This is a genomic window from Alcaligenes pakistanensis (genome assembly GCF_014652815.1).
Taxonomy (GTDB): Bacteria; Pseudomonadota; Gammaproteobacteria; order Burkholderiales; family Burkholderiaceae_B; genus Alcaligenes; species Alcaligenes pakistanensis.
On sequence record NZ_BMZN01000004.1, the window covers coordinates 262,558 to 276,724 of the forward strand.

The 14,167-nt window shown below is 54.7% G+C and carries 14 protein-coding genes; 4 read left to right on the forward strand and 10 right to left on the reverse strand.

The window, feature by feature from the left end; translation table 11 throughout:
- Window positions 1-5: 5 nt before the first annotated feature.
- The 3 genes from IE156_RS14045 to clpS all read right to left on the reverse strand — a co-directional run bounded on the left by IE156_RS14045 (window position 6) and on the right by clpS (window position 4,037).
- Window positions 6-1,205 carry a paraquat-inducible protein A gene (locus tag IE156_RS14045; protein ID WP_189393174.1) on the reverse strand — a complete coding sequence of 400 codons (1,200 nt, stop codon included), beginning with the start codon at window positions 1,203-1,205 and terminating at the stop codon, window positions 6-8.
- 93 nt (window positions 1,206-1,298) lie between these two features.
- A complete protein-coding gene (gene clpA / locus IE156_RS14050; protein ID WP_189393175.1) occupies window positions 1,299-3,620 on the reverse strand; it encodes an ATP-dependent Clp protease ATP-binding subunit ClpA in 2,322 nt (773 codons plus the stop codon).
- 93 nt (window positions 3,621-3,713) lie between these two features.
- Window positions 3,714-4,037, reverse strand: a complete 324-nt coding sequence (gene clpS, locus IE156_RS14055; RefSeq protein WP_189393176.1) for an ATP-dependent Clp protease adapter ClpS — start codon at window positions 4,035-4,037, stop codon at window positions 3,714-3,716.
- A gap of 165 nt (window positions 4,038-4,202) precedes the next feature.
- Here clpS and IE156_RS14060 point away from each other — a divergent pair, with 165 nt between their 5' ends.
- Together IE156_RS14060 and IE156_RS14065 are read left to right on the forward strand one after the other, a co-directional pair.
- Window positions 4,203-4,448 (forward strand): cold-shock protein, encoded by a 246-nt coding sequence (locus tag IE156_RS14060; RefSeq protein WP_189393177.1) that lies wholly within the window; start codon window positions 4,203-4,205, stop codon window positions 4,446-4,448.
- A 46-nt stretch (window positions 4,449-4,494) separates the two neighbouring features.
- Window positions 4,495-4,965: a DUF192 domain-containing protein gene (locus IE156_RS14065; RefSeq protein WP_189393178.1), complete on the forward strand. Its 471-nt coding sequence runs from the start codon at window positions 4,495-4,497 to the stop codon at window positions 4,963-4,965.
- On the opposite strand, the gene pcaF is transcribed toward IE156_RS14065, so the two are convergent.
- Window positions 4,966-6,171, reverse strand: a complete 1,206-nt coding sequence (gene pcaF, locus IE156_RS14070) for a 3-oxoadipyl-CoA thiolase (protein ID WP_189393179.1) — start codon at window positions 6,169-6,171, stop codon at window positions 4,966-4,968.
- A 463-nt stretch (window positions 6,172-6,634) separates the two neighbouring features.
- Between pcaF and IE156_RS14075 the strand changes: the two genes are divergently transcribed.
- Entirely contained in the window at window positions 6,635-7,567 is a 933-nt protein-coding gene (locus IE156_RS14075; RefSeq protein WP_229841355.1) for an AraC family transcriptional regulator, read from the forward strand.
- A 62-nt stretch (window positions 7,568-7,629) separates the two neighbouring features.
- Here the strand turns inward: IE156_RS14075 and IE156_RS14080 are convergent, their stop codons facing one another.
- The 4 genes from IE156_RS14080 to IE156_RS14095 all read right to left on the reverse strand — a co-directional run bounded on the left by IE156_RS14080 (window position 7,630) and on the right by IE156_RS14095 (window position 11,266).
- Window positions 7,630-8,421: a transporter gene (locus tag IE156_RS14080; protein ID WP_229841357.1), complete on the reverse strand. Its 792-nt coding sequence runs from the start codon at window positions 8,419-8,421 to the stop codon at window positions 7,630-7,632.
- 62 nt (window positions 8,422-8,483) lie between these two features.
- Complete coding sequence (locus tag IE156_RS14085; RefSeq protein ID WP_189393181.1) at window positions 8,484-9,278, reverse strand: hypothetical protein; 795 nt, start codon at window positions 9,276-9,278, stop codon at window positions 8,484-8,486.
- A gap of 106 nt (window positions 9,279-9,384) precedes the next feature.
- Complete coding sequence (locus tag IE156_RS14090) at window positions 9,385-10,107, reverse strand: acid phosphatase (protein ID WP_229841359.1); 723 nt, start codon at window positions 10,105-10,107, stop codon at window positions 9,385-9,387.
- A gap of 124 nt (window positions 10,108-10,231) precedes the next feature.
- The gene (locus IE156_RS14095) at window positions 10,232-11,266 is read right to left on the reverse strand and encodes a DUF1254 domain-containing protein (protein WP_189393183.1); all 1,035 of its coding nucleotides are present in this window, start codon (window positions 11,264-11,266) and stop codon (window positions 10,232-10,234) included.
- 209 nt (window positions 11,267-11,475) lie between these two features.
- Here IE156_RS14095 and bfr point away from each other — a divergent pair, with 209 nt between their 5' ends.
- A complete protein-coding gene (gene bfr, locus IE156_RS14100; protein ID WP_189393184.1) occupies window positions 11,476-11,940 on the forward strand; it encodes a bacterioferritin in 465 nt (154 codons plus the stop codon).
- 137 nt (window positions 11,941-12,077) lie between these two features.
- Here bfr and sodB read toward each other — a convergent pair whose 3' ends face one another.
- The gene (gene sodB / locus IE156_RS14105) at window positions 12,078-12,656 is read right to left on the reverse strand and encodes a superoxide dismutase [Fe] (protein ID WP_189393185.1); all 579 of its coding nucleotides are present in this window, start codon (window positions 12,654-12,656) and stop codon (window positions 12,078-12,080) included.
- Window positions 12,657-12,710: 54 nt separating this feature from the next.
- The gene (gene xseA / locus IE156_RS14110; protein ID WP_189393186.1) at window positions 12,711-14,057 is read right to left on the reverse strand and encodes an exodeoxyribonuclease VII large subunit; all 1,347 of its coding nucleotides are present in this window, start codon (window positions 14,055-14,057) and stop codon (window positions 12,711-12,713) included.
- Window positions 14,058-14,167: the final 110 nt, after the last annotated feature.

Sequence of the window (14,167 nt, forward strand, 5' to 3'; positions counted from 1 at the left end):
TTCCTTCAGGAAGTCGCCTGCGAGGCAGGCCGAGACGGCTTATGTTGCGGTTCTACTGTATTTTTTTGATCGGTGCCCTGATCCCAACCGTGGCGCGGATCGTAGCTAATCGCAGCCAGCATGGTCAGGACCACCACGATGCCAAAGCTAAGCGCTCCCGCACCCGGAATAATCTGTGACAAACCAGGGAAATTAGCCAGTGCCGCCATCAGGACCACGACAAATACGTCCAGCATGGACCACTGCCCAATCAGCTCGACCATATCGTAAATGCGATTGCGCTGACGCTGCACGTCATTACCGCGCCAACGTCGTCCCAAGAGCAAAATCACCAAAGCTGTCAGCTTGGTAATGGGAACGACAATACTGGCGATAAAGACGATGAGAGCCAGATCCCAGGATCCCAACTGCCAAAGCTGAATGACGCCGCCCAAAATAGTGTGCGCGCTGTTGCCAACAATACTGCGCAGCTCCATCACCGGCAGGACATTGGCAGGAATATAAAAGACACACGCCGTCAGCACCAGAGCGGCAACTCTGGTACGGCTATTGGGTTTCCGTTTATGTACGGCGGCACCACAGCGATCACAAGTCTTGTTTTGACCGGATTGCAGGAAACCGCAGTGGGCACAGGCCGTCCAGGAGGGGTTTTCTTTCAGGTCCTGCTTCGTGGCGACAGGAACTAGCTTACGGTCCTCTGCCCAATGCCATAAACGATGTGCCGTAATACGGCTCAAACCGGTCAGCAAAAAGGTCAGCGCAAAAAAGGCATACATGCCAGGCGCCATTGTTAAATGCCCCATTCCGGCAAACTTCACAATGGCGACCAACAGCCCCAGGAACAAGACCGCCGTCATAGACCAATGCCCCAGGTGTCCCAACACCCGCAGGCCAAAACCAAAATCCCCAGGCAAGGGGCGTCCACGGGCAAGCAGGCCCAAGGCCCAGAACTGAAAAATCAATTGAAACAGCGGCAGCCAAAACCCCACCAAACCCGCCATAACCGACAGGCCCCAATACCCCTGCTGCCAGATCAGCAACAAGGCTTTGGGAAACGTTGGGGAGACTGTTTTGCCCGCCATGCTTAGATGAACGACGGGAAACAGGTTGGCAATCAGGAAGAGAATGAAAACCGCCAGAACCAGCGCTTGCCATTCACGAGGCGAAAAGCGGCTGTGGCGGTAAAGTTCAGTATCGCAACGCACACAACGAGCGAGCCCCGCTCCTTGAACGGGGACTCGCTCGTGTACGGTGTCACAGTGCGTACAGACGATTAGGGGGCCTGATGCCCTCACGGCTTAGTCGACTAATTCCGGCTCGGGACGTGACGAGGCTTTGCGGCCGGGTTCATCAGGTCCAGACGAGGGATATTCCAATACCACTTCGCCGTTTTCGTCCAAATCAACTTCGACCTGTCCGCCATCCACCAAGCGACCGAATAGCAGTTCGTCTGCCAGGGCACGACGAATCATGTCCTGAATCAGCCTGTGCATGGGTCGGGCGCCCATAGCCGGATCAAAGCCCTTGGCAGCCAAGTGCTCACGCAAGGCATCCGAGAAGGACACTTCGACGCGCTTCTCGTGCAACTGGTTTTCCAGCTGCATCAGGAACTTGTCGACCACGCGCAGGATAATGTCGCGCGATAGCGGTGCGAAACCAATGATTGCATCCAGACGGTTGCGGAACTCCGGAGAGAAGTGACGCTTGATGTCCTGCATTTCATCACCCGAGCGCTGGGGCTGAGTAAAGCCAATGCTGGTCTTGTTCAACGCCTCTGCACCGGCATTAGTGGTCATGATCAGGATGACGTTGCGGAAATCTGCCTTGCGGCCGTTGTTATCCGTCAAAGTCCCGTGATCCATCACCTGCAGCAGAATGTTGTAGACGTCCGGGTGAGCCTTTTCGATTTCGTCCAGCAGCAACACACAATGTGGCTGCTTGGTGACGGCCTCGGTCAGCAAACCACCCTGATCGAAACCGACATAGCCAGGAGGAGCACCGATCAGGCGCGACACGGTGTGACGCTCCATGTACTCGGACATATCAAAACGCAGTAGCTCTACGCCCAGCACAAAGGCCAGCTGACGCGCCACTTCGGTTTTACCCACGCCGGTCGGGCCGGAGAACAGGAAGGAACCAATAGGCTTATCGGGCAGACCCAAACCGGAGCGCGCCATCTTAATGGCGGCTGCCAGGGCATCAATCGCGACGTCCTGACCAAACACCACCGATTTCAGGTCGCGAGCCAATGTCGCCAGCTTATTGCGATCATCGCTAGACACAGTCTGGGGCGGAATGCGCGCAATGCGCGACACCGTCGCCTGGATATCGGTTTTTCCAATAACCTTTTTCTGCTTGGAGCGTGGCAGCAAACGCTGCGCAGCACCAGCCTCGTCGATCACGTCGATGGCCTTATCGGGTAGAAAACGGTCGTTGATATAACGAGCGGAGAGTTCGGCTGCAGCAGTCAAGGCAGCGGCCGAGTAACGCACCCCGTGGTGCTCTTCAAAATTGGCTTTCAGCCCACGCAGAATCTGAATGGTCTGCTCCACCGTAGGCTCGGCCACATCAATTTTCTGGAAGCGACGCGACAAGGCGTGGTCTTTCTCAAAAATTCCGCGGTATTCCGAGTAGGTGGTCGCACCAAGACACTTCAACTGGCCCGAGGACAGTGCGGGCTTGAGCAGATTGGATGCATCCAAGGTTCCGCCCGAAGCCGAACCGGCTCCGATCAGGGTATGGATTTCGTCAATAAACAAAATGGACTGCGCCGTTTCCTTGAGCTGTTTCAGCACGGCTTTCAAGCGTTGCTCAAAATCGCCCCGATACTTGGTCCCGGCCAGCAAGGCGCCCATATCCAAGGCATAAACCCGGGCTTCGCTGAGGATATCGGGGATATCCCCACGCTGAATACGCAGTGCCAGCCCTTCGGCAATGGCGGTTTTACCCACACCGGCTTCACCCACCAGCAAGGGATTGTTCTTGCGGCGGCGGCACAGGACCTGGATGACGCGCTCAACTTCCTTTTCACGGCCAATCAAGGGGTCGATTCGACCCAGGCTGGCTTCGGTGTTCAGGTCGGTAGCGTACAAATCCAATGGGGACTTCTGAGCGTCCGAACGGGTATCGGCTTCGGCAGCAGCCGAGGCTTTAGGCGGTTCGGGTGCAGCGGGCTCTGGATTGGCTTTGGTGATGCCATGCGAGAGGAAATTGACCACATCCAGGCGCGAGACACCTTGTTGCTGCAAGTAATAAACAGCGTGCGAGTCCTTTTCCCCGTACATCGCCACCAGCACATTGGCTCCGGAAACCACATTTTTACCGGAGTTACTGGACGATACGTGCATGATGGCACGTTGAATAACACGCTGAAAGCCCAGCGTAGGCTGGGTATCGACCTCGCCTTCGCCAGGGAAGGTGGGCGTGTTTTCGTTGATGAATTTACGCAAATTCTGGCGCAGTGCATCAATATCGGCAGCACATGCTTTCAACACTTCCAAAGTGGAGGCGTTATCGAGCAGGGACAACAGCAGATGCTCTACCGTGATGAATTCATGGCGCGCGGCACGAGCCTCGACAAAGGCCATGTGTAGACTGACTTCAAGTTCTTCGGAGATCATGCTTCCTCCTACACGGCAAGAGTAAAACTAGGGGTTAAGACTATTCTATGACTAATTTGCCTGATCTGAACAATACGGTAAACCATTAAATGGTCAAGCATCAGGCACCGGCTCCATCACACACTGCAAAGGGTGCTGTCGTGACTGCGCCAGTTGTCGCACAATTTCCACCTTGGTGGCCGCAATATCTCGCGGATACACCCCGCAGACAGCCCGACCCTCGTAATGTACTTTAAGCATAAGCTGTTCGGCCTGCTCGGGGGTTTTGGAAAACACCCGCTCCAGTATATTCACCACAAACTCCATGGGTGTGTAGTCATCGTTCAGCAAGATGACCTGATACATGGGTGGTGGGGCAAGCCGCGCGGATTGGCGCTCTACCGTTGTGGCGCCTTGCTTATCGATCTCAATGGCCATAATACAGAACTAGGTGCTTTCCATAGGTTGACTGGGGGGAACAAAATTCAGCATCATCCGACTGATCGTGTCAACTTCACAGTAAAAAGTGAGGTGCTGCGATCAAAGGCCCAGGGAGGGGCCGAAAAAAGTATCAACCATACACTAAGTTGAGAGGCAGCAAGCATGTCGGAAAATACCACCACCGCAGGCACTGGAGACAATCAAAAACTATCCGGGACCGTTAAGTGGTTCAATGACGCCAAGGGATTTGGATTCATCACGCCCGATAACGGCGGTGAAGATCTCTTCGCTCATTTTTCATCCATCCAGATGAACGGGTTCAAGACCTTGAAAGAAGGCCAAAAAGTTTTATATGAAGTTGCCCAAGGCCCTAAAGGCAAGCAGGCACTCAATATTACTGCGCCTTAGTATCTCTTGCGCTCTCGATTCTAACAAAAGCAGGTTCGCAACACACATGCAGTATCGCACTACGACTACGGGGCCTGCGCGCCCTGTTTTTTTTGCCTGTCTCCTGGCGGCGCTTTTTATCAGCGCACCAGCCCAGGCGGATGAAACTCTTCCCACCCTGACACTGACCCTGGGTTCCAAACAAATCCAGGCCGAAGTGGCCGATACCGACGAGACTCGTGCCCAAGGCTTGATGCATAGAGAAAGCCTGGCTCCCGATCACGGCATGTTATTTGTCTTCGAGCACACCGGAACGCCTTGCTTCTGGATGAAGAATACACCCTTGCCGCTGGATATTGCCTTCATTACCGATGACGGCACGATCAGCAATATCGAAGCCATGCAGCCTTTTGATCTTCAGTCACACTGCCCTGTGCGACCTGTGCGCTATGCCTTGGAGATGGAGCAAGGCTGGTTCAAACAAGCAGGCAAGCAAGCCGGTGAACGTATTACCGGCCTGCCTGCCCCGCGACCTTAATTAGACACGTTCCAGAATCAAGGCCACGCCCTGACCGACACCAATACACATGGTGCACAGGGCGTAACGCCCACCGGTGCGATGAAGCTGATTAATCGCAGCAATCGCCAAACGCGCACCACTGGCACCCAGAGGGTGGCCCAAAGCGATCGCGCCCCCATTCGGGTTCACGCGCGGATCGTTGTCAGCTAGACCTAGCATGCGGGTTACGGCCAAGCCTTGAGCAGCAAACGCTTCGTTCAGCTCGATCACATCCATTTGATCCAGTGTCAGACCGGCCAAGGCCAGCACTTTCTGGCTGGCAGGCGCTGGACCAATGCCCATGATGCGCGGCTCTACACCAGCAAAAGCCATCGCCACCACACGAGCGCGTGGCGTCAGGCCCTGAGCTTCAACGGTCGCCTTGTCTGCTACCAGCAGCGCACATGCCCCGTCGTTCACTCCGGACGCATTCCCGGCAGTGACCGAACCATCAGCACGCACAACAGGTTTCAGACGAGCTAGTGATTCCATGGTGGTTGCACGAGGATGCTCGTCCTTGTCCACCACAATAGGATCGCCCTTACGTTGGGGAATGAACACGGGGGTAATTTCTTCAGCAAGAATGCCTGCTTCCTGAGCAGCCGCCGCACGCAGCTGGCTGTTCAAGGCAAACACGTCCTGATCTTCGCGAGATACATTGAATTGCTGAGCCACGTTTTCAGCGGTTTCAGGCATGGAGTCCACGCCGTACTGCTCTTTCATCGCTTTGTTGATGAAGCGCCAGCCAATGGTGGTGTCGTAAATGCCTGCATTACGGGAGAACGCCGTTTCAGCTTTGCCCATCACAAAAGGGGCGCGGCTCATGCTCTCTACGCCGCCGGCCAGGATGAAGGAAGCGTCACCCGCACGAATAGCACGAGCAGCCGAGCCAATAGCATCCAGGCCCGAACCACACAGACGGTTCAAGGTCACACCGGGCACATCCACAGGCAGACCGGCCAGCAAGGCAGACATGCGAGCGACGTTGCGGTTGTCTTCACCCGCCTGATTGGCGCAGCCATACATCACATCGTCCAGCTTGCTCCAGTCGACGTTAGGATTGCGCTTCATGAGCGCAGCGATAGGCACTGCACCCAGATCATCCGCCCTCACAGCGGACAGCGAACCACCATAACGTCCGAAAGGCGTACGAATTGCGTCACAAATAAAGGCGTCCTGACTCATGAAAATCACCCTGATAACTTGAATAAAATCACGCGAGAATGCTATGAAGCACGCTCAGAATCTACTGTTTTGATAGTAGCGCCTGAGCGCAAGCAGGCTTTTCACGGTCACCAAGCCTGTCCACTGAGCGGTCAATTTAGTTTCCCCAACTCAGGTCGGTCTGACGGCATGCCATGCAAAAGCGCAGTCCAAACCAGGACATCTCCGCACTACATACAAGATCAGCCACAGATTCAATCCCTATTTTCACGTGCTTGCGAATTTCTGAAACGTCCAGCTACACTTGGCGACGTTACCAGCCCGTCTGACGCAGTACCAGCAGGAATTTGCACCCGAGAAATGGATCACTCCATTCTTATGCCTCCAACGCCCCACGGCATCCGATGCATGACCGCGTTATAGATAGGCGTGACTGCGTATGACTACCCCCGTACCCTGCATCAAGCTCCGAAGCATGCTTCAAATGGCGCCCTATTTGGCAACGCAGGGGGTGTGCGTACTGGATTTCTTCCAGCGCCTGGGCATTTCCACCAATATTTTTCAGAACCCAGATATATGGCTGCCACGTGCCGCCTGCTTTCGCATTGCCAATGAGATGGCCGCCATCACCCAAGACTCATTCAGCGGGGCCTATGTGGGCCATCTGACCGAGATTCGATCCTTGGGCACGTGGGGGGAGCTCATCATGCGCTCCAGCAATATTGCCCAGGCCTGTGCCCTGGCCTCTACTCACGCCACCATGCTGCACCAGGGTGGGGAGGTCAAAATCGTCACCGAAGGCCGCCGAATCAAAATGATTCACCAGTTCACGGGGCACTATGAGGCAGACCCTGGACAATTTGTTCTGGGTAGTCTGGCCGTCCTGCGTAAAGTCCCGCTGATGGCAGGAGAACCGTCTGCCATACAAGTCCATATCAAAGCATCCAGAAGAAAAGGCGATGCGGCACTGGAGGAGTGCCTGGGGCCCAATATCTTTACCAACGCCCAATACAATATGATCGAGTTTGATCGCGACCTACTGGCGGAACCGCTCACGCACACTCGCGACGAGGCCTGGAAAACAACAGACGCCTTGCAGTCCACCATTAAAACGGCGGATCTGCTGCTTCAAAACATCGCCGATCACGAGCTCTCCAAGCTGGACCCCGTCTCAAAGCACGTCGGCTTGTCAGCACGCACCTTGCAACGCCGGCTGAAATACTGTGGTGTTGATTTTGACGCTTTGCGCGACGAAACACGGCGTAGCCAATCCCTGCAGTTGATGGCTACCGGCCGCTACACTGCAACCGAAATCGCGTACATGGTGGGTTATAGCGATCAGGCTCACTTTACGCGTGCCTTCAAACGCTGGACGGGTAGCGCGCCGTCGCGCTATCCGGATGCGGCATTAGCTTAAGAAACACAATAGGCCTACCATCCAGAGCGGCTCAGGTTTAAGCGAATGCGCCGCGCGAAGCTTTAGCCAGGAAACAAAAAGGTGATTCCGGCCCGAACCCCCCAGCCTGTCGGTCCGTTGTCTGGGGCGCTGGCCCAGTACCGCGCACCCAGCTGGAAACTGACCGGCTGCGCTCCGAACTTAACGACTTTGGACACCGTAAAGTTCACCGGCACTGCCCAACCCTTATCCTTCCAATCATACGAACTTTCAGTGTCAACCCCAACCGTCCAGGCGTTGGCCGTCGTGTGTGAGACAAATGGCTGCATGAAAGTGGCACTGACATCTTTGCGATCTTTATGGCCTGCAAAAGACCAGATGTGATTGGTCAAGAACCCATAAGTCCAGCCCCCTTCCTGTTTGAGCAGCACTGCACTGGGGCCGGCACCCCACTTCTTGCCCCCGAGCATAGAATTTGTTGCTGATGGCAGGACCAGAGCGGGCCCCGCACCCCAAATCAAGCCACTCGAGGTAGGCTCTTTGGGCGAGAGGAAAAAACTTTGCGTAATGTCCCCTAAGCCAGACTGACTGCCAGACTCCCCCGCTATATTATGCTGATCGATCACAGGCAAAATCGTGCGGGAGATCAGGTTCCAATCCTGATTAACCGAAATCGGAATCACCGGCTGAATATTCAACACCGAACGATAGCCCTTTTCAGAACCATAGCCCGAGTCGTAGTTATATTGAAACGGCACACTAATCATTGCCGCCACAGGATTAGCCAGCTGCTTGGCCAGCCCAGCCTCTTCGGCCCCACTGACACCTGCCACTCCCACCAAAGTCAGAAACAATGCAATCCGCATGAGTTTCATACCACCTCCCTATTTTTATAATGACCTGACTAAGGCTCGTCCGGCGGCCTTTCTGAATCGGTTCAGAACCGGTAGGTCAGACCCAGAATCGGGCCTTTCTGAATAACATCGAATACAAAACCATCCTTGCTGTAATCCACACCTTGCATGCGATAGCCCGCCGTCAAAGACAGGTTTTTCTGTAGCTGATAACCAAAACCTGCAGCCACATCCCAATCCAGATTCGCTTGTCCGGCACCTATAGCGCCCCATCCCATTAGATAGACTTTTTCCGACAGAAAATAATTGCCGCGCAAGCCCGCCACCACATCAACCCAGGTGGCACTGTCACGCCGACTAACGCCGTCCAGAGTGCCGCCTTGGAAGCGCAATTTGCTCTTGACGTTCCAGAGTCGCGCGCCCGCGATCACGTCTAAATGGTTGGGCCCTGACTGATAAACCGTGTAAGCACCCGCCAACAAACTTGAAAACGCTTCAGACGTCACCCCTACTGTGTCAGCCAGCCGCCCTTTGGGCGTAGCATTCTTTAAGGATGTCTTGGTATAGGCTATATCGCCCACAATGCTATATGGCCCTCGACGCGCCTCCACAATGCCCATGAACGCAAAGTCCAGCTCATTGAAAATTTGCCCGAAGTTGGAACTCATTTCGGCGGCCGGTAAATTGAACTGCCCCGATGTGCCCTGAATGCCAGCCATCCAGAGATAGGGACTGACACTCAATTGCCACGAGGAGCCGGTATTCGATGGCTCCCCCACAAAAGAATGAGGCGTGTCGTCGGATATTTGTCCCCAGGCAGCACCTGACACCGCCCCCAGCGCAGCCACTAAAAGCGGCCCTATAAAAGAAAATCTCATTAGTTCCCCCTCAGCAAGCCCCGCCTTCCCACACTCGCGTACGGCACCACCCCGGCGGTACCGGTGACTCCGCCAAAACAGAAAATACGGGACTTGATTAGTCAGCTTAGGAAAGCGCAGCGGACTCCACAGCGCAATTAAGACGCTCATTGCCTTGGATCGTTTTCGCTCTTGCCAGCTCTTGCTGAGCAGCTAAGATGTCGGCCTGAAATGCAGCTTCACTTTGCAGGCGAGCCACCGTAGCAGCCCCCATCACGCGCCCTGCATCCACATCACTTTGCCAATGGGCGTTGCAAACCACCCGACTTTGGCCAAAAGACAGACCGCGGGCCAAGAGCTCATTACTTCTTTCAGGATTAATTTGTGCCAAGACAAGCGCCCAGGCCCAACCGGCGGCAGTATGGCCTGAGGGGTATGAGCCGTCATTGCGCAACAGGTCCTCATCCCCCGGTGTACACGTTCCTTCTTGGTGCAAAGCGAACGGGCGAACTCGCTGATACTTGTTCTTCACGCCGTAGGTGGACAAGCCAGCGTCCGTCAATAAGCGTTGCATCATGCGATAAATAACGGGTGTACTCGCCTCTTCAATCTTCACGCCCAGCGCGCAGGAGTAATTCTGGGCAGGCCGAGGAAAGACCAGATCGGCATCTTGCCTGGCCTGCAGCCAGCGAGCTGACTCCTTGATCGCGGCGGCAGCTTGACGTGCCTCTTCATCACGAGCAAAGGCGGCACTGTCTTTGGCAGGCGGAGCCCCCAGCAGCAATAAGCTATCAGGCAGGTCGGCTTGTTTCAAATAGCCAGGAGCCAACTTGAAGTGAGGATCAGTCACTTTGGCTTCCAATTGGGGGGAAAGCTGTGACTGCACCTGGCCAGCTGACAGCATTAGAACACCGCCAACAACGCCAGACAAAGTCCTGCGAACGTGCATTGCAGTAGACATAATAGACCTCGACTTAAGGAGCAAGAGGCTCAAGTTTCGGGAAGCTCCAACGGCCGCTCAGGAACTCTTCATCAGGCTGATACAAACGGATAGTGAAGTTCCAGCCCGGCACAACGGGCAGACAATTCGCAATTTTTCCGTCGCAGCCACCGAACTGAATCACCACCTTGCCATCCGCTTGTTTTTTGGCGGTCAGGCTGTTCAGCGAATAAGCGTCATATGGGTTTTTCTCAAAATAGCCTTCGGCGTTATAGACCGTCACCGACCAGAATGCCTTGACCGGTACTTCACCCACAGTCAGCCGATAAAAGGTTTTGCCATCGTTGACCGGAACATCACCCCCTAAATAGGTTGCGTCTTTGGCCGGGTTACCGCCCCAACCGGTGGCGGTGCCGATCAGGTGCTGAATCGGGTCTACCGCGCCCTTAGGGCCGAAGGCCTGCTCATAATGAGGGCTGCTGTCACCAAGCACGAGCAAAGCATCACGTATTTTCTTCTGGCTGAGCGCATCCCATTTAGGCACGACAAACTCGCCCTTTTGGGCCTGTTTGACTTTGATGGCATCTTGCAAGACATGAACCTGATCCAGATCTTTACGATCAGCCGGGTTAGCCAAAGTACGGATCAACACAAATACGTAGCGTGTACCGACATTTTCTTTGCTGAGAACATAGTCACCCGCTGCGTAATTGAACGCAGGAATAAAGTGATCTTCGCTGACCACCTGCATGGACATATAACGCCCACCAGCATCGGGCAAAGTGACCGTCACAGGCCCGGCATCCAGATCAAAAACAGCGGAAGAATACAAGGTATCCCGGTTCATACGGATGACGCTTTGCGCATCGACCGAAACCGGTTCACGGCTGTGCACGAATTGCCCCAACGCACCATCGGCCACCATTTTTCCCATGTAGAGATCGGATTCTGCGCGTACAAAGTTCTCGACATTGACCGGAATGACGGCATCGGAGGCCGGTTGAGCCTGAGCCCCTCCTACGGTTGATAGCAGCAAAGCCAAACTACAAATGGCAAATGAATAGGACATACAAACCCCTTGAGCAGATGAAAAATTATTCTTTTGACCAGCTCTGGGACTATTCCAAATACGCCTGAAAATAGCGCACACCAGGAGCCGGGAACACACAAGGCAGACTGTATAAGAATGTTTCCAGGCGAGCTTGCCATTTGGTGCCACAGAGTAAGTACCGCCATGGCATACTTTCGACATTGGCATACCCTTATAGGCTAATCATCATGCAAGGCAATCCTGAAGTTATCAGCTACCTGAACCAGTTACTACGCGGCGAACTTGCAGCGCGCGACCAGTACTTCATCCACTCTCGCTTTTACGAGCACCTGGGTTTCACCCAGCTCTATGAGCGCATGAACCACGAAATGGAAGAAGAAACCCAGCACGCTGACGCCTTGATCCGCCGCATCCTGATGCTCGATGGCATTCCCGACATGCGCCCTAGTGCGTTCGAACCGGGACAGGACGTCGTGGGCATGCTGCGAAAGGACCTTGAGCTGGAATATGAAGTTCGTGCCGCCCTGCGTAAAGGCATCGAGTTGGCAGAATCTGCTAGTGATTTCGTGACCCGGGACATCATTCTGGCCCAGTTACGCGACACGGAAGAAGACCATACTTACTGGCTGGAAAAGCAATTGGGGCTGATCGAGAAAGTGGGCCTGGAAAACTACCAGCAATCGCAAATGTAAGGCGGTCAGGCAAGGTGCATGGCAACGCCATGCCCGATCAACGCAATAAGACGGCCAAAAAAAACCGCCATGCAATAAATGCTGGCGGTTTTTTTGCCTGGCAGCGCTCCGAGGAGCGCTGCTTTCAGCCCAGGTAATTAACCCAGGTTTTTAGCGGCAAATTCCCAGTTCACCAGGTTCCAGAAAATTTCCAGGTACTTGGGACGGGCATTGCGGTAGTCGATGTAGTAGGCGTGTTCCCACACATCACAGGTGATCAAGGCAACGTCATCGGAAGTCAGGGTCGTGCCAGCGTTGCTGGTGTTGACGATATCCAGGGAGCCGTCGGCTTTTTTAACCAGCCAGGTCCAGCCCGAACCGAAGTTGCCAACGGCAGACTTGGTGAAAGCTTCTTTGAATGCATCAAAGCTACCCCATTTGGCGTTGATGGCGTCAGCCACTTTACCAGTAGGAGCGCCGCCGCCGTTAGGGGACAGGCTGTTCCAGTAGAACGTGTGGTTCCAGACCTGAGCAGCGTTGTTGAACACGCCACCGGAGGACTTCTTGACCACGTCTTCCAGGGAAGCGTTTTCCAGCTCAGTGCCAGCAACCAGATTGTTCAGGTTGGTGACATAAGCTTGATGGTGCTTACCGTAGTGAAACTCCAGAGTTTCTTTGGAGATATGTGGCTCAAGCGCGTTGAGATCGTAGGGAAGAGCTGGAAGAGTGAATGCCATTTCAATTCCTTCTAATAAAAATCGTTTTTGGTATCCAACAAGGAAGACGCAGTCCTACAGCAGATCGTGCGTGCGCACCACATCCACCGACACATGACCGCGACTCAACTCGACATCGAGTCGTTCACCAATCTTTAAGTCTAACGCATTTTTTACAACTTTCCCCTCGCTATCCCTGACTATGGCATATCCACGATTGATGATAAGGCGAGGCGACAAGGCCTGTAGTGTTTGCTGAGCCGCAGCCAGTCGCTGGCGGCGCAAAATCAAAGCATGATCCAGGCCTTTTTCCAGCCGTTGGAAAAGCATATCCAGATTTTGCTGTCTTGACGGCAACTGGGGAATACTGCGTTCCAAACGCGCCTTGACCGTAGCCAAGCGCAAACGGGCCGCATCCGGCACGCTACGAGCAACACGCTCCAGGCGTTGCTTAAGATGATCCAGGCCCTGTTGCTGCTGGACCAGACGTTGGTGTGGGGACACCAGCTTGGCGACCGCCCGATCCAAACGCAGGGAGGCACGGTCTATATGACGCTGCACGCCATGATTCAAGGCGCCTACACGCGCAAACACCTGCTCCAGCAGTTGATCACGGCCCAGACAGGCCAGCTCAGCTGCTGCGGTGGGGGTGGGTGCGCGCAGGTCCGCCACAAAATCGGCAATGGTGAAATCGGTTTCATGCCCCACCCCACTAATAATAGGGATAGGACTGGAGGCGATCAGACGTGCCAGACCTTCATCGTTAAAAGCCCAAAGATCTTCCAGACTACCGCCCCCGCGCACCAGCAAAAGTGTATCGACTTCGGCTCGCTCAATCGCAGTTTCCAAGGCTTGTCGCAATCGCGGGGGGGCCTCAGCACCTTGCACCGGCGCAGGGTAAATAATGATGCGGACATGGGGTGCGCGCCGTTCCATTGCTGTCAGCACGTCTCGTAGGGCGGCGGCGGCCAGGGACGTAATGATGCCAATACTGCGTGGCAAGGTCGCAATAGGACGCTTGCGCTCGGGCTCGAACAAGCCTTCACTTTGCAACTGGCCTTTCAAGCGCAAAAACGCTTCGTGCAAATCTCCCAGGCCAGCACGGCGCATGCCCTCGACCTGCACCTGGAAGTCCCCACGCGCCTCGTACAAGGTCACCGAGCAGCGAAACTCGAAGCGTTCGCCCGCACGCGGCACAAAACCTACGGCCTGGGCACGACCCCGAAACATCACGGCACGTACGGCGGCCTTGTCATCCTTGATTGAGAAATACCAATGCCCCGAAGCGGCCTGGGTAAAGTTGGACACTTCACCGCTGACCCAAACCACCGGCATGTGCTCATCCAGCAATTGGCTGACACGGCGGTTCAGCTGGGCCACTGTCCAGACCGCGGGTGCTCTAGATTCTTGATATTGCATCATATTCTTTGTTTTTGACTCGTCTCAGCGTAGTTTTCCACCGATTCGTATCCACAACTGTCATGCGTTTGTCAAATAGGCGCCAAGACAATGGCTTCCGTCCAATACCTGAT

Coding starts and splice junctions, on each gene's coding strand:
- clpA (WP_189393175.1), bottom strand. CDS start 3,620: ATGATCTCCGAAGAACTTGAAGTCAGTCTACACATGGCCTTTGTCGAG.
- IE156_RS14060 (WP_189393177.1), top strand. CDS start 4,203: ATGTCGGAAAATACCACCACCGCAGGCACTGGAGACAATCAAAAACTA.
- pcaF (WP_189393179.1), bottom strand. CDS start 6,171: ATGAGTCAGGACGCCTTTATTTGTGACGCAATTCGTACGCCTTTCGGA.
- IE156_RS14080 (WP_229841357.1), bottom strand. CDS start 8,421: ATGAAACTCATGCGGATTGCATTGTTTCTGACTTTGGTGGGAGTGGCA.
- IE156_RS14065 (WP_189393178.1), top strand. CDS start 4,495: ATGCAGTATCGCACTACGACTACGGGGCCTGCGCGCCCTGTTTTTTTT.
- bfr (WP_189393184.1), top strand. CDS start 11,476: ATGCAAGGCAATCCTGAAGTTATCAGCTACCTGAACCAGTTACTACGC.
- sodB (WP_189393185.1), bottom strand. CDS start 12,656: ATGGCATTCACTCTTCCAGCTCTTCCCTACGATCTCAACGCGCTTGAG.
- IE156_RS14095 (WP_189393183.1), bottom strand. CDS start 11,266: ATGTCCTATTCATTTGCCATTTGTAGTTTGGCTTTGCTGCTATCAACC.
- IE156_RS14085 (WP_189393181.1), bottom strand. CDS start 9,278: ATGAGATTTTCTTTTATAGGGCCGCTTTTAGTGGCTGCGCTGGGGGCG.
- IE156_RS14075 (WP_229841355.1), top strand. CDS start 6,635: ATGGCGCCCTATTTGGCAACGCAGGGGGTGTGCGTACTGGATTTCTTC.
- xseA (WP_189393186.1), bottom strand. CDS start 14,057: ATGATGCAATATCAAGAATCTAGAGCACCCGCGGTCTGGACAGTGGCC.
- clpS (WP_189393176.1), bottom strand. CDS start 4,037: ATGGCCATTGAGATCGATAAGCAAGGCGCCACAACGGTAGAGCGCCAA.